Here is a 15,899-nt window from a genome sequence, read left to right as displayed (position 1 = left end):
AATATATTAAAATTGTATCTTGCAGCTTCAAAAATAAACAATAATGAGTTTAAGAAAAATTGGTTTTTTTATAATAGTTTTTATTACTGTTTTTTCAGCGTGTAACGAAGATGATGGGTTAGGTATTACTCCTCCTGAAATTCGAGACAGGGCAGTACAACAGCAAGCAGATATGGATTCTATTAATGAGTATTTAAAATCCCATTACTACAACAAAAGTGAATTTTCCGTAGGTTTAACTCCCAGAATAGCAGATTTAGAAATCACTAAAATTACAGATGAAGTTATATCAGAAGATGCAGATTCTTTGTTAATAAATGCGGTTGGAGCCCCAAAATCAACAACTTTTTTTGATACAGATTATGAGTATTATATTTTAAAGTTAAGACAGGGAGGTGGAGAAAACTCGCCTTCATTTGTAGATGATATTCGTGTGCTATACGAGGGGTTCTTGTTAGATGGAGAAATATTTGATACTAACCTTGAAGTACCAATTGCTTTTGATTTAGCTACAGATATAGGCTTGTCAGGTGGTGTTTCTGGATGGCTAAATGTATTTCCAAATTTTAATGTTGCTGAGGGTTTTAATACTAATGCTGATGGCACAATAGAATATAATAATCCTGGTATGGGGGTTATGTTTTTACCTTCTGGACTAGCTTATTTTAGTAGTGGTCAAGGAGTTATAGCACCTTATGAGTCTTTAATTTTTAAGTTTGAATTATTACAATATTCCGTAAATGATCATGATAACGACGGAGTGCCTTCTTTTTTAGAGTTAGGATTGAATAACGAAAATGCAAACGTTGATACACTAGAAAAACTAATTTTAGTTGATACCGATGAGAATGCAAATCCAAATTTTTTAGATACTGATGATGATGGTGATGGTATACTTACCATAAATGAAGATATAAATAAAGATGGAGACCCAACTAATGATATTGGAACAAATGGAATTCCTAACTATTTAGACCCAGAAGAAACAGATTCAAAAAGCGATAATTAGAATATTGTAAGAAGTATTTAAAACAAAAACCTCGCAGATGCGAGGTTTTTTTATGATATTTATAAGAGCAATGATAAACTCAAAATTAACTGATCTGGGCGTGTATCTAATCTATTTTCAAGTGCACTTGTATTATTGTTTATGAAAGTAGCTTCATTATCGCTAAAACCGCGTTCATATCTTAAATCGACACCTAGTTTCTTGAAATTTAGTCCAATTCCAAAATTCAGTCCAACCGAGAAGTCGTTTTTTACATCATTAATAGCAATTCCATCAAATTCAGAATCTAATATATACTGTAGTGATGGACCACCAAACACGCTAATAGGTCCCAATACTTTCACACCAACCATAAGGGGTGCATCTAGTTTTTGCATTTCAAAGCTATCATCATTGTAATCACTCTTTGTGCTAGTGTAAACAACTTCAGGTCTAAAATACACTTTGTTTCCAATTTTCCCGAATAACCCAATATGATACCCAACATTCCTATCTGGGTTTTGCGCATTATCGTCAATAGATTCAAAATAATCGCCATTAGCATTATAATTTAATCCCGCTTTTATTCCTAAGCCTTGAGCTGTTTGAGCTATAGTTGCTGCAGGAATAGCGATAGTAAGTAATAAAGCGAAAAAGACGTTTTTACTCTGATTTCTGAAGTTTTTGGTGGCTTTTCGAAATTTTTGTAAACTTTTCATAATGTTCGTTTTTTTAGATTTCATTAACATTATCAAAAACGTTGCCAAACGTAAATTATTTTCTTTTTATTACAATCATTTTCATTTTTCAGTTATTTATCTTTGTCACTTTATATTGAAAAACGAATGAAGTTTGAATTACTTTCTAAAGATGCTCAAAGTAAAGCCAGAGCAGGAAAAATAACTACTGATCATGGCGTTATAGAAACCCCTATTTTTATGCCAGTAGGCACTGTAGCTACCGTAAAAGGTGTTCATCAACGAGAATTGAAGAATGATATTAATCCAGATATAATTCTTGGTAACACGTATCATTTGTACTTACGCCCGCAAACTCCTATTCTAGAAAAAGCAGGTGGTCTTCATAAATTTATGAATTGGGATAGAAACATATTAACTGATTCTGGAGGTTATCAAGTTTATTCATTATCCGCAAATAGAAAAATAAAAGAAGAAGGGGTGAAATTCAAATCCCATATTGATGGAAGTTATCATACATTTACTCCAGAAAATGTGATGGAAATTCAGCGTACTATAGGAGCTGATATTATTATGGCATTTGATGAGTGTACTCCATACCCATGCGATTACAACTATGCAAAACGCTCAATGCACATGACGCATCGTTGGTTGGATAGATGTATTAAACACCTTGATAAAACACCACTAAAATACAATTATAACCAAGCTTTCTTTCCTATAGTTCAAGGAAGTACTTATAAAGATTTACGAAAACAATCTGCTGAATATATTGCTAATGCTGGAGCTGTAGGGAATGCTATTGGAGGATTATCAGTTGGCGAACCAGCAGAGGAAATGTATGCTATGACAGATGTGGTTTGTTCAATTTTACCAGAGGATAAACCTAGATATTTAATGGGAGTTGGTACTCCAATCAATATTTTAGAAAATATTGCGTTAGGTGTAGATATGTTTGATTGCGTAATGCCAACTAGAAATGCAAGAAATGGAATGCTATTTACAGCTTTTGGTACTATAAATATTAAGAACTTAAAATGGGCTGATGATTTTTCACCTATTGATGACATGGGTATTACTTATGTTGATACAGAATATAGTAAAGCTTATTTAAGGCATTTATTTACGGTTAATGAATTATTAGGAAAGCAGATTGCAACTATTCATAACTTAGGATTTTATTTGTGGTTGGTTCGAGAGGCAAGAAAACATATATTAGCAGGAGACTTTAAAGTTTGGAAAGATAAAATGGTAAAACAAATGAATAATCGCTTGTAAACGTTATTAATGAAGATTTTAGATTGGTACATATTAAAACGTTATTTGTTTACATTTTTCATGATGTTACTTTTGTTTATTCCTATTGGTATAACGGTTCATCTTGCTGAAAAGATTGGTAAAATTCTTGAAAATGAAGTACCACTAAATGAGGTTTTAATCTATTTTTTAGACTTTACAATTTATTTTGCTCACCTATTATTTCCTTTATTTTTATTCCTATCTGTAATTTGGTTCACATCTAAATTGGCAAATAATACAGAGGTTATTGCCTTTTTAAGTTCTGGAGTTTCATTCACACGTTTTCTAAGACCTTATTTAATAGGGGCTGGAATTGTGGCTATATTGGCTATCATTCTTGGTCTTTTTCTAGCACCTAAAGCTAGTGAAGGATTTAACGATTTCACTTATAAATACTTTAAAAAGAATAAAAGTACTGTTGAAAACACCAATGTTTTTAGACAAATAAACGATAATGAAATTATTTACGTTAGTAGTTTTGATGTAAAAAATAATGTTGGAAATAATTTTACTTTAGAACATTTTGAAGATAATAAGCTTGTTTATAAAATAACAGCAAACAATATTAGATATATCCCTAAAGATACTACTTACAGGCTTACAAATTATGTTAAAAGAGATATTGGGGAGCATGAAGATGAACTAGAAATTATCAGAAGAAAAGATACACTTTTTGATTTTAATGTTGATGATTTACTTCCTGAGATTTTTGCAGCAGAAGTAAAAATGTATGGCGAACTTAAAGAGTTTATTGCTAAAGAGGAGGCAAGAGGATCATCAAATGTAGGTCGTTTTAAACTGGTTTTATATAGAAAGTGGAGTTTACCTGTATCTGTATTCATCTTAACTATTATTGCTGTAGCAGTATCTTCAAAAAAGAGACGTGGTGGAATGGGTGTCAATTTAGCAATAGGTATTTGTATTGCGATGATATTTGTTTTTTTTGATAAAATTTTTGGAGTAATGGCTGAACAATCCGATTTTAATCCCATAATAGCTGTCTGGTTTCCTAATATCATTTTTGGTATTTTAGCAGGATATATGCTATATAATGCCAAACGCTGATTTTAAAGACTATCTTCATTTACATTTTTTAGTTTTTATTGCTGGATTTACTGCCATCTTGGGAGAACTTATTACCATAAACGCCATTCCTTTGGTTTGGTACAGAATGGTAATAGCGTTAGTTTTAATTTTCTTTTACATTAAAATAGCTAAGATTAGACTCAAGATAAATCTAAAATCATTTCTTAGATTTTCTGTTGCTGGAATTATTATTGCATTGCATTGGATAACATTTTTTGCATCTATAAAGGAAGCTAACATATCAATAGCCTTAGCAATGTTTTCAACTGGAGCTTTTTTTGCATCCTTTATTGAGCCAATAATTTATAAACGTTCTATAATATGGTACGAAATAATTTTTGGAGTTATCGTAATAGCTGGAGTTTTTATTATAACGCAAAGTGAAATAAAATATCTTATAGGAATAATTTTAGGGATTTCATCAGCCTTTTTATCGTCTTTATTCGCAGTGCTTAATGGTAGTTTTTTAAAAAAGCACACAGCAACAGTTATTTCTTTTTACGAATTTTTGAGTGGTATACTTTTCATATCAGTTTATATGATGTTTTTTGGAGAGGGATTTTCAATAGATTTTTTTGACATAAGCATTTACGATTTTGGATACTTGTTCTTACTAGCGTCTGTTTGTACTGCATATGCATTTATTGCCTCTGTTTATATTATGAAAACTATAAGTCCATATACTGTTGTTTTAACTTATAATTTAGAACCTATTTATGGTATAATTATGGCGATAATATTATTTCCAGATAAGGAAAAAATGAGTGAATCATTCTATTACGGAGCAATTATAATTATTAGTGTAGTCTTTTTAAATGCTATTATTAAGAATAGTAGAAAATTAAAAAGAAGAGATACATAGTTCTCTATCAAAATTAAAGTTTTTATATTTGTTCACTAACTAAAGCTAATAGCCAAAATAAAAATTCTTATGGAATATTTAGAATTTGAACTCCCAATAAAAGAACTAGAAGAACAATTACAAAAGTGTAAAGTTATTGGTGATGAAAGTGATGTTGATGTAACGGAAACCTGCAAACAAATTGAAGAAAAGTTAGCTGCTACTCAAAAAGACATATATAAAAATATAACACCTTGGCAGCGTGTTCAATTGTCGCGTCACCCAGACAGACCATATACCTTAGATCATATAAAAGCTATCTGTGGAGATTCTTTTTTAGAGCTGCACGGAGATAGAAATTTCAAAGATGATAAAGCCATGATTGGTGGTTTAGGTAAAATCGGAGACCAAAGTTTTATGTTCATTGGTCAACAAAAAGGATATAATACTAAGACTAGACAGTACAGAAACTTTGGAATGGCAAATCCTGAAGGGTACAGAAAAGCATTGCGTTTAATGAAATCTGCGGAGAAGTTTGGGATTCCTGTTGTTACACTTCTTGACACACCAGGGGCTTATCCAGGTTTAGAAGCTGAAGAACGTGGACAAGGAGAGGCTATAGCAAGAAATATTTTAGAGATGACACGCTTAAAAGTACCAGTAATTACTATTGTAATTGGGGAAGGAGCATCTGGTGGTGCACTAGGTATTGGTGTTGGAGATAGAGTGTTAATGTTAGAAAACACATGGTATTCCGTTATCTCTCCAGAGTCTTGTTCTTCAATCCTATGGCGCAGTTGGGAATATAAAGAGCAAGCTGCAGAAGCATTAAAACTTACTGCAAATGATATGAAAAAGCTCAAATTAGTTGATGCTATTATAAAAGAACCTCTTGGTGGGGCGCATAGAGATAGAGAAAAAACATTTAAATCTGTGAGTGATGCCATTTTGAAGAATTATGAGCAACTTAAAAACTTATCACCAAAAGATTTAGTGTCTCAGCGCATGGAAAAATATGCTGATATGGGTGTTTTTAAAGGTTAAGTCTTTTAAAACAACAACTTATAAAAAAGCTGAAGTGTATTACTTCAGCTTTTTTATGCTTATTGACAATATTTTAAACTTATTAACAGTTCAATTGTTAACGACTAGTTAATATAGAACTTAAACTAAATCTATAATAAACCCTCTTTTTAATTACTTTTGTAGTTATGAAACAACCTAACCAAGTACAAGGCTATAAAGTTGATAAAAGTACAATTATCAATCTGGAAAAAGGGAAGATACCACCGCAAGCCATTGATTTAGAGGAGGTTGTGCTTGGAGCAATGATGATTGATAAAAAAGGGGTTGATGAAGTAATTGATATTTTGAGTTCTGAAGCTTTTTACAAAGAAGCACATCAACATATTTTTGAAGCTATTTTTCAGTTGTTTGAAAATAGCGAGCCAGTTGACTTATTAACTGTTTCATCTCAGCTAAAGAAAAATTCAAAACTCGAACTCTCTGGTGGTGACTTTTACTTAATTTCTCTTACACAAAAGGTATCATCGTCTGCACATATCGAGTTTCATGCGCGCATTATTTTGCAGAAATTTATTCAGAGAAGCTTAATTAAAATTTCTAGTGAAATTATTGAAGATTCTTATGATGAAACTAAAGATGTTTTTGATTTACTTGATAAGGCAGAAGCTAAATTGTATGAGGTTACACAAGGGAATATTAAAAAATCAAGTGAAACCGCTCAAGACTTAGTAATTCAAGCCAAAAAGAAAATTGAAGAAATATCTAATAAAGAAGGTTTAAGTGGTATTCCAACAGGCTTTAATAAGCTAGATAAATTAACATCTGGTTGGCAACCTTCAGATTTAATTATTGTTGCTGCTCGTCCAGGTATGGGTAAAACAGCTTTAACATTATCTATGGCTAGAAATATTGCTGTAGATCAAAATATGCCGGTAGCGTTTTTCTCTTTAGAGATGGCTTCAGTACAATTAATAACTCGTTTAATTTCTAGTGAAACAGGCTTGTCATCTGAAAAATTAAGAACGGGTAAACTTGAAAAACATGAGTGGGAACAACTTAATGTGAAAGTTAAAGGTTTAGAAAAAGCACCTTTGTTTATTGATGATACACCATCACTTTCAATATTCGATTTAAGAGCAAAAGCACGTCGTTTATCCTCACAACACGGTATTAAACTTATAATGATTGATTATTTGCAATTAATGACTGGTGGTAGTAGTCATGGTGGTAATCGTGAGCAAGAAATTTCAATGATTTCTAGAAACTTAAAGGCATTAGCAAAAGAGCTGAATGTTCCTGTTATTGCATTATCGCAATTATCGCGTGCTGTTGAAACTAGAGGAGGAAGTAAACGCCCGTTATTATCTGATTTACGTGAATCTGGTGCTATTGAGCAAGATGCAGATATCGTGAGTTTCATCTACAGACCAGAATATTATAAAATAGACGAATGGGATGATGAAGAACGCTCGCCAACAGAAGGTCAAGCAGAATTTATTGTTGCTAAGCACCGTAATGGAGGATTGGAAAATATACGCTTAAAATTCATCGGTCATTTAGGTAAGTTCGATAACCTTGACGATTTTGATTCACCATTTGAGTTTCATTCTAAAATGAATGCTGCTGCCAATGATGATACTTTTAAAACAGATAATTTTAAGGCAAGTCCAGACCAAGCTTTTGGTAGTTCATTCAATGATGAGGATGATGAAGTACCATTCTAAGTCCGTTATAAGCCTAATATTTTTATAAAATTTTCTTTCAGGTATATTTTTTGAGTATCTTTCAACCTATGAAGAAAGCCCTACTTATAACACTTCTGTTATTTTACACGCCTTTGTTTGCTTCTTATATCCTAATTCCTATGGATGTTGAAAGCCAAAAAAATCATCTAAAAGCTTACGGAATGACTTACTGGACACTCAAAAAAGAGTTAAAGGTAAAATGGTTATTAAATTATAAAGGAGGTTCTTTTTTATTGCCAGATACAGAGGAAATTAAAAGAGAATGTCAAATTAGAGGTGTATCTTTTGAAGTTATTTCTAATGCCAAAGCTGAGAGTATTCTAGAAGATATAGCAAGTCCAAGTCAAAATATGGAAGCAGTAGTGTTAGAAAAAGCACCTAAAATTGCTGTTTATACACCCAATGGTAAACAACCATGGGATGATGCGGTGACTATGGTTTTACAATATGCTGAAATTCCTTATGAAACAGTTTATGATGAAGAAGTTTTAAATGATGGTTTACTAGTTTTTGATTGGTTACACTTACATCATGAAGATTTTACAGGACAATACGGTAAATTTTATGCTCAATATAGGGCAGCTTCATGGTATATTCAAGAGAAAAAAGAAGCTGAAAAGCTAGCAACTGAGTTAGGTTACAATAAAGTTTCTGAAGAGAAATTGGCAGTAGCTTTAAAAATTAGAGATTATGTAATTGGCGGTGGTTTTATGTTTGCTATGTGTAGTGCCACAGATAGTTTTGATATTGCATTATCAGCTGAAGGAGTCGATATTTGCGAACCCATGTTTGATGGAGATGGAAGCTCTCCTGGATATCAAAATAAAATTGATTACGCAAAAACCTTCGCGTTTAAAGATTATATTTTAGAAAGAAGCCCAAAAATTTATGAATTTTCTTCAATAGATATGACCAGAAAACGGATGATTCCAAAAACATCAGATTATTTTTCTTTAATGGAGTTTTCAGCAAAATGGGACCCAATACCTACAATGCTTTGTCAAAACCATACGGCTTTAGTAAAAGGTTTTATGGGACAAACTACGTCATTTACTCGAGACGAAATTAAATCAAATGTTTTGGTATTGGGTGAGACCAAAATAAATGGAGAAGCCAAATATATTCATGGAATAAAAGGTAAAGGCTTTTTTACTTTTTACGGAGGACATGACCCAGAAGATTATCAACATAGAGTAGGGGATGCCAAAACTGAGTTAGATTTACATCCAACCTCACCAGGTTATAGATTAATATTGAATAATGTTTTATTTCCTGCAGCACGTAAAAAGAAACAAAAAACTTGATGTTAGATTAATTAAGTATCCTTGAGCAGTATTTAGTGATGCTCCATGATTTTTTAACTCTCTAAACCTTTAAACATCTATATTATGGCTTCTAAAAAAACAATAATCAAGAAAATTCAAATCATACTTACAAAGCATTTTGAATCCCCTCAAGTAGCATTCAATTTTTTTGATAAAAATGGTGATGGTAAACTTTCCAAAAAAGAAGTGGTTAAACTTTTGAAAGAAGCTGAAATTAATGGGTTTATCCGAGGCTTAGTAGGTTCAAAACTAATTGAAGGATACGATAAAGATGGCGATGGCAAGATAGATTGGAAAGAATTTAAAGTAGCATTAAAAGAAATGGCAACAGACGTTCTGTAGTTAAATCTTTATGAAATATTTTCAAAAAGAAATTAAATTAGAACCCTATACGAGAGGGTTTCATTTAATCACAAATGAGGTTTTAAGTGCAATCCCTGAATTAAAAGAAATTCAAATAGGACAGTTACAAGTCTTTATAAAACATACATCTGCAAGTTTAACGATTAATGAGAATGCAGATTTTACAGTGCGTACCGATTTTGAAAGTCACTTCAATAAAATGGTTCCTGAAAACGCACCTTATTATCAACACACTTATGAGGGAACTGACGATATGCCGGCGCATATCAAAGCATCATTATTAGGAGCTTCTGTTCAAATACCCATTACAAAAGGAAATTTGAATTTAGGGATTTGGCAAGGAATTTATTTATGTGAGCATAGAGATTATGGAGGGGCTAGAAAATTAGTTATTACTGCTTTTGGTTCTTAGTTTGGCAGCAACCAGTTTTTCTAAAATCAATTCTACTCCTAAATTGTTATTACTCTTGGTCTTAAAATTTGCAATTTCTATAACATCTGGATGCGCATTTTCCATAGCAAAACTATAAGTTGCTTGTTTTAACATATCTATATCATTATTATAATCTCCAAACACCAAGGTTTCATCAGGTGATATATTGAATTTTTTCTGGAGTAACTGTATAGCGTTTCCTTTGTTTGCTGAGTTGTTAGAGATGTCTAACCATTGTTTTCCGGATACTATAACTTTATATTCTGTCTCTAAATGTTTAAAATAGGGGTATATATATTTTTCTGAATCCTCAGCATTATATAAAGCAATTTTTATTATTTCTTCCTTAATATCACTAAGGTGTTCAATAAACTCAATATTGGGATAGTACTCAGTTAGAGATTCAACAGGGGAACTAGATTCAGATATTCTGTATGAATAAGCTTTTGTTTTTGTGCAGTAAACAGGGAAAATATCTCTATTTAGTTTGATTAAAGATTCTATATCAAATAAATCGTTTTTTTTAAAAGGTGTAGATAATATTAATTTATCACCTTGCATAATAAGCCCTCCGTTTTCTGCAACAATAAAAATATCGTTTTTTATAGAGTTTAATTTTTCAACTATACCGTAAAGCGGTCGTCCACTTGCAGCTACAAACAAAACATTATGTTTTTTAAGTTGTTCAAATAATTTAAAAAATAATTTACTAACCTCATGATTTTTGTTTAATAAGGTGCCATCCATATCGGTAGCAATCAATTTAATATGGGATAAATTCATAAAAGTATTTTAAATAGACTTTGTAATAATAAAAAATCCGACTCTTTCGAATCGGACTTTTAAAATAAGTTTTTTATAATATTAATGACCAGAACTTACACTAAAATAAGTTGCCCAATTATTGCCAGGGAAATCACATCCGTCACCCCAAACAGTTTCTTCACATTCTTGTGGTTCACCACACGTTACAGGAATAGAAATGAAAATTGGTTGAGTATTGTCATTTGGAATCAAAATAACAGAAACTAATTCATCACAACTAGGAATAAAACCTTCTCCATTATCTAAAGAAGCTTGAACTATCTCCATTCCTAAAGCTTCATTTTCTGACCTATTTAAAAACCACTCCCCAGTAGGATCTGTAAGGTATTTACACAAAGCACAGTTATTATCATCAATAAGTTCCCAAATTGCCCATTGTACATGTCCATAAGTAAAAGTTTTACCTGATTGACTTGTTTTACCAATAAAATCTTGGTTCATAATCCAATTTACTTTGTCAAAATTCTGTGGATTTTCAAAAGCTCCAGCTGGTAACTCATCATTGATTGACGAATAAACATCGGCATCATAACAAGTGCCAGGATCAAGATCAACATCAATGCACCAAGCGTCATAATCACCACTTAATATTGTATTATTTATTGTGATATCAAAGTAGCTGTCAAGTGCGTCTGCACCTCTAGCTGTAATACACAAATTTACTAAAGATGGTAAATTGTTAAGTATATCATCTGAATCTGATTGGGCAACACAATTTACAACGCCATGAGCTGCTATGTAGTTTCCTTTTGACATTGGTACTACATAAGAGTATGAATCTACACAATCATGAGAATTTTTATATTCAAAATGACCGTTTTTTGGATTTCCACCGCCACTCATTGGAAAATTCTCTGGATTAGATACTACAGATAAATGAGTTTCAGACAAGCAATAACCACTATCGGTAATATTATATGTTATTACATAGTTAACGCCATCAGTATTAACAGTTACATCACCAACCAATATGTTCTGACCAGCGTAGAGATTTGTTTTATCTGTAATTTTACAATCTTCAGAAAAATCAAAGGATGTACCTTTGGTTTTCTTGCCTTTTCCTTTTCGAGCTTCAGATGAAAGTGTTGCATCTAATTCTAGGGCTTGTTCTTCTTCAAATAAAGTTTCTGTTTCACAACTTAATACTCCTAAAAAGGCAGTAATAAGAAGTGCTTTAGCAAAGTAATTAATAAATTTGTTTTTCATAATAGCTTGTTTTTAAAAATTGGTTAAACTAGAGAGAAATGCTATTAAAAATAAAGGTAATAATAGTTTTAGACTAAAATGAATAATAAAGCCAGATGACTTAAAAATTCGATTAACTTAAGTTAAGTTGTTGATTAACTATAATTTATGTAATTAGTCTATGCTTTTTAGTTTAGTTGCCAAATTAAAAAATCCGACTCTTTCGAATCGGATTTTTATTAAGCGAATAATATGTTTTACAATAGGCTAAGCGCCTTATTTTACTTTATCAACTACAGCTTTAAAAGCTTCAGGGTTGTTCATAGCTAAATCTGCTAAAACCTTACGGTTTAACTCAATATCATTAGCTTTTAATTTTCCCATAAATTGAGAGTAAGACAATCCATGTTCTCTGGCTCCTGCGTTAATACGCGTTATCCATAAAGCGCGGAATGTTCTCTTTTTATTTCTACGGTCTCTGTACGAATATTGCATCGCTCTATCAACCGCATTTTTTGCTACTGTCCAAACGTTTTTACGTCTTCCAAAGTAACCTTTTGCTTGTTTAAGAACCTTTTTTCTTCGGGCTCTTTTTGCTACAGAATTTACTGATCTTGGCATAATTTTAATTGTTTTTTGTAGTAGGCGGTTAGTAAACTAACACTTTAATTGAGCCTAACTCCAGGGTTTATAAATTTGTTTTAACCAATTAAAACAGTGTTACTTTAAACGTAACATCGTTTTAATATTATCTTCGTCAGCCTTATGCACTAATGTGTCATGGGTTAACGCAAGCTTACGCTTTTTAGACTTCTTTGTTAAGATGTGACTCTTAAAAGCGTGCTTTCTTTTAATCTTACCAGTACCTGTTAACTTAAAACGTTTTTTGGCACTAGATTTTGTTTTCATTTTAGGCATTTTCTTCTCCTAGTTTTTAATTATTGCGCTTAATTATCTTTATTTATGTTATTACTTTTTTGGAGCAATAAACATTGTCATTCTTTTTCCTTCAAGTCTTGGCATTTGTTCAACCTTACCAAACTCTTCTAAATCTTGGGCAAGACGTAATAATAATATATGCCCCTTTTCTTTAAATATGATAGAACGTCCTTTAAAAAATACAAACGCTTTAAGTTTTGCACCTTCTTTTAAGAACTTCTCAGCATGTTTCTTTTTAAACTCGTAATCGTGGTCATCAGTGTTTGGACCAAAACGAATTTCTTTAATAACAACTTTAGTGGCTTTGGACTTTAAAGCTTTATCTCGTTTCTTTTGTTCATAAAGAAACTTTTTATAATCCATAACCTTACAAACAGGTGGGTCAGCATTTGGAGAAATTTCAACTAAATCCAGCTCCTGTTCATTTGCTATTCGCATAGCATCACCTTTGGTGTAAATACCAATTTCAACATTATCTCCTACTAAACGTAGTTTTTGTGCTGTAATTTTAGAGTTAATCTTATGTTTATCCTCCTGTTTAACCCTTCTGGGTTGCTGTCTTCTTCTAATTGCTATGGCGTTATGGTTTTAAATTAAACTTATTTATTGTTAAAACGATTTCAACGTTTTTTTAATATCTTCTTTTATTATTTCAGAGAAAGCATCTACACTAATCATACCCAAATCTGCCCCACCATGCTGGCGCACAGTTATTTTGCCTTCTTGTTCCTCTTGCTCACCAATAATAATCATATATGGGTGTTTTTGCATTTCGGCTTCCCGAATTTTCTTCCCTATAGTCTCATTTCTGTGGTCTACAAGGGCGCGAATTTCGTCATTTTCTAGCAAATTTAAAACTTTTTCAGAGTATTTTTCATATTTCTCGCTAATTGATAATATTATAGCTTGAGTTGGCATCAACCAAAGCGGGAAATTACCACCAGTATGTTCTAACAACAATGCTACAAAACGCTCCATACTACCAAAAGGTGCACGGTGTATCATAATAGGTCTGTGAGACTCATTATCACTACCTTTATATGTCAAATCAAAACGTTCAGGTAAGTTATAATCTACTTGAATAGTTCCAAGCTGCCAGCGTCTTCCTAAAGCATCCTTTACCATAAAGTCTAACTTAGGCCCATAAAAAGCAGCTTCACCCTCTTCAATCACAAAATCTAAACCTTTATCTGTAGCTGCGTTGATAATCGCTTGTTCAGCTTTTTCCCAGTTAGCAACATCACCTATGTATTTGTCTGGGTTTTCAGGATCCCTTACAGAAACCTGAGCCGTAAAGTTTTCAAACCCTAACGATCCAAATACATAAAGCACCAAATCAATAACATCCTTAAACTCTTTATCCAATTGTTCAGGCATACAAAATAAGTGCGCATCATCTTGAGTAAAACCACGTACACGAGTCAAACCATGCAATTCACCACTCTGTTCATATCTATAAACCGTACCAAATTCAGCATAACGCTTCGGTAAGTCTTTATAACTCCATTGACTACTATTGTATATCTCACAGTGGTGCGGACAATTCATTGGCTTCAACAAAAACTCTTCATCCTCTTTAGGCGTAGTAATAGGCTGAAAACTATCAGCACCATACTTAGCATAATGTCCAGAAGTTTCATAAAGTTCCTTTTGTCCAATATGTGGTGTTACCACCATCTCATAACCCGCTTTTTTCTGTGCAGCCTTCAAGAAATTCTCTAAACGCTCACGTAAAGCAGCACCTTTAGGTAACCACAAAGGTAAACCCTGTCCAACTTTTTGTGAAAACGTAAAAAGTTCCAATTCCTTACCAAGTTTGCGGTGGTCACGCTTTTTTGCCTCCTCAAGCATGTGTAAATACTCAGTAAGCTCCTTTTGTTTCGGGAACGAAATCCCATAAACACGGGTCAGCTGGGGTTTGTTCTCATCACCACGCCAATAAGCACCAGCAACACTCAATATTTTTACAGCTTTTATAATACCTGTATTAGGGATGTGGCCACCACGACACAAATCCGTAAACGTAGAGTGGTCACAAAACGTAATCGTGCCATCCTCTAAATTCTCAATCAATTCCGTTTTAAACTCATTGTCCTTATATAAGGATAAAGCATCCGCCTTAGAAACCGCCCTCAAATTAAAATCATGCTTCCCTCGTGCAATCTCCAACATCTTCGTTTCAATCGCCTTAAAATCCTTTTCAGAAACACTATGGTCACCAAAATCTACATCATAATAAAAACCATTCTCAATCGCAGGACCAATAGTAAGCTTCGCACCATCATACAATTCCTCAATAGCCTGAGCCAGCACGTGAGCCGAAGAGTGCCAAAAAGCAGTCTTACCAGCATCATCACGCCACGTGAATAAAACCAACGAACCATCAGTGGTTAAGGGGGTTGCAGTTTCCACAGTTGTACCATTAAAATTCGCCGAAATCACATTCCTAGCAAACCCTTCACTTATGCTTTTCGCAACATCCATTGGTGTAACGCCCTCATTAAACGTCTTCACACTACCATCAGGTAAAGTAATATGTATCATAAATAAAATTGAAATTCGCCTGCAAAGATAATAGTATAAACAAACCCACACAATATATATATAAGTATAATTTATTTTCGGGCGTTACCCACAAGGGGTCAGGCTATTCGTTCCAAGTCCTCGCTCCTCCTAAGGTCGGGCTGTGGGCTATCCACTACTATCCCTAACGCAAGCTAATCTGCCAAAGCCATTGCAGCCTCATTCATAAGTGCTATCCGCAAAAGAATAACCCCCACAATAGCTTTTTAGATATTAAACTTTATAAAAACAGTTCCATATCCAAATATTCCAAAAATCATGATAGCACTTGAAATTCCGACAGGGTGGGAACCAGCGATTTTCGAAATAATGAGCACTACAGTAAGTTAAAGACCAAGATCTAGGATTGAAGATATAAATAGAATTAAGGATTATAAATATGAAGCCATCAGCGAAAGGTGCTTTAGCAATTTCCTATAAATCGCTTTTATTTTTTGGTTCGTTTTGCACCAAGGCAAAATGAATGAGCGTTTTTTTGGTCATATATCAAAAAAATTCTGGTGTATAAATAGCAGAAAACAAGGCATTTAAAAGTCAGTTAAAAAAAGAATAAAAAAAAGCTT

Annotated in this window: 16 protein-coding genes; 9 read left to right on the top strand and 7 right to left on the bottom strand. The window is 32.8% G+C overall.

Going from position 1 to position 15,899, the window contains the following annotated elements:
• The first annotated feature begins 43 nt into the window (after nt 1-43).
• Nucleotides 44-1,009: a hypothetical protein gene (locus Q0772_RS11530; RefSeq protein WP_298344720.1), complete on the top strand. Its 966-nt coding sequence runs from the start codon at nt 44-46 to the stop codon at nt 1,007-1,009.
• Between the two features lie 59 nt (nt 1,010-1,068).
• On the opposite strand, the gene Q0772_RS11525 is transcribed toward Q0772_RS11530, so the two are convergent.
• Nucleotides 1,069-1,707 carry an outer membrane beta-barrel protein gene (locus Q0772_RS11525; RefSeq protein WP_298344717.1) on the bottom strand — a complete coding sequence of 213 codons (639 nt, stop codon included), beginning with the start codon at nt 1,705-1,707 and terminating at the stop codon, nt 1,069-1,071.
• A 126-nt stretch (nt 1,708-1,833) separates the two neighbouring features.
• Between Q0772_RS11525 and tgt the strand changes: the two genes are divergently transcribed.
• The 8 genes from tgt (at nt 1,834) to Q0772_RS11485 (ending at nt 9,783) form a co-directional block, all read left to right on the top strand.
• Nucleotides 1,834-2,964, top strand: coding sequence for a tRNA guanosine(34) transglycosylase Tgt (gene tgt / locus Q0772_RS11520; RefSeq protein WP_298344714.1), 1,131 nt, complete (start codon nt 1,834-1,836; stop codon nt 2,962-2,964).
• A gap of 9 nt (nt 2,965-2,973) precedes the next feature.
• Nucleotides 2,974-4,050, top strand: coding sequence for an LptF/LptG family permease (locus Q0772_RS11515; protein ID WP_298344711.1), 1,077 nt, complete (start codon nt 2,974-2,976; stop codon nt 4,048-4,050).
• On the top strand, nt 4,037-4,933 hold the full coding sequence (locus Q0772_RS11510) for a DMT family transporter (protein WP_298344709.1): 897 nt from the start codon (nt 4,037-4,039) through the stop codon (nt 4,931-4,933). The genes Q0772_RS11515 and Q0772_RS11510 overlap by 14 nt, the downstream gene beginning before the upstream one ends.
• A gap of 69 nt (nt 4,934-5,002) precedes the next feature.
• The gene (locus Q0772_RS11505) at nt 5,003-5,956 is read left to right on the top strand and encodes an acetyl-CoA carboxylase carboxyltransferase subunit alpha (protein ID WP_298344706.1); all 954 of its coding nucleotides are present in this window, start codon (nt 5,003-5,005) and stop codon (nt 5,954-5,956) included.
• Between the two features lie 167 nt (nt 5,957-6,123).
• Nucleotides 6,124-7,662 (top strand): replicative DNA helicase, encoded by a 1,539-nt coding sequence (gene dnaB / locus Q0772_RS11500; protein ID WP_298344703.1) that lies wholly within the window; start codon nt 6,124-6,126, stop codon nt 7,660-7,662.
• Nucleotides 7,663-7,730: 68 nt separating this feature from the next.
• The gene (locus Q0772_RS11495; protein WP_298344700.1) at nt 7,731-8,987 is read left to right on the top strand and encodes an asparagine synthetase B; all 1,257 of its coding nucleotides are present in this window, start codon (nt 7,731-7,733) and stop codon (nt 8,985-8,987) included.
• A gap of 84 nt (nt 8,988-9,071) precedes the next feature.
• Complete coding sequence (locus tag Q0772_RS11490) at nt 9,072-9,350, top strand: EF-hand domain-containing protein (protein WP_298344697.1); 279 nt, start codon at nt 9,072-9,074, stop codon at nt 9,348-9,350.
• A gap of 10 nt (nt 9,351-9,360) precedes the next feature.
• Nucleotides 9,361-9,783 (top strand): secondary thiamine-phosphate synthase enzyme YjbQ, encoded by a 423-nt coding sequence (locus Q0772_RS11485; protein ID WP_298344694.1) that lies wholly within the window; start codon nt 9,361-9,363, stop codon nt 9,781-9,783.
• Here the strand turns inward: Q0772_RS11485 and Q0772_RS11480 are convergent.
• The 6 genes from Q0772_RS11480 to thrS form a co-directional block, all read right to left on the bottom strand.
• Nucleotides 9,757-10,587, bottom strand: a complete 831-nt coding sequence (locus tag Q0772_RS11480) for an HAD family hydrolase (RefSeq protein WP_298344691.1) — start codon at nt 10,585-10,587, stop codon at nt 9,757-9,759. The two genes, Q0772_RS11485 and Q0772_RS11480, sit on opposite strands and share 27 nt — an antisense overlap.
• Nucleotides 10,588-10,668: 81 nt before the next feature.
• Nucleotides 10,669-11,835 (bottom strand): thioester domain-containing protein, encoded by a 1,167-nt coding sequence (locus tag Q0772_RS11475; protein WP_298344688.1) that lies wholly within the window; start codon nt 11,833-11,835, stop codon nt 10,669-10,671.
• A gap of 255 nt (nt 11,836-12,090) precedes the next feature.
• Nucleotides 12,091-12,435 (bottom strand): 50S ribosomal protein L20, encoded by a 345-nt coding sequence (gene rplT, locus Q0772_RS11470; RefSeq protein ID WP_298344685.1) that lies wholly within the window; start codon nt 12,433-12,435, stop codon nt 12,091-12,093.
• A 99-nt stretch (nt 12,436-12,534) separates the two neighbouring features.
• Nucleotides 12,535-12,732 carry a 50S ribosomal protein L35 gene (gene rpmI, locus Q0772_RS11465; RefSeq protein ID WP_019388182.1) on the bottom strand — a complete coding sequence of 66 codons (198 nt, stop codon included), beginning with the start codon at nt 12,730-12,732 and terminating at the stop codon, nt 12,535-12,537.
• 51 nt (nt 12,733-12,783) lie between these two features.
• On the bottom strand, nt 12,784-13,329 hold the full coding sequence (infC, locus tag Q0772_RS11460; RefSeq protein WP_298345465.1) for a translation initiation factor IF-3: 546 nt from the start codon (nt 13,327-13,329) through the stop codon (nt 12,784-12,786).
• Between the two features lie 33 nt (nt 13,330-13,362).
• Entirely contained in the window at nt 13,363-15,297 is a 1,935-nt protein-coding gene (gene thrS / locus Q0772_RS11455) for a threonine--tRNA ligase (protein WP_298344661.1), read from the bottom strand.
• Nucleotides 15,298-15,899: the final 602 nt, after the last annotated feature.

This window comes from uncultured Algibacter sp. (genome assembly GCF_947490405.1).
Classification (GTDB): domain Bacteria; phylum Bacteroidota; class Bacteroidia; order Flavobacteriales; family Flavobacteriaceae; genus Algibacter_B.
This window is presented reverse-complemented; position numbering and strand designations above follow the sequence as displayed.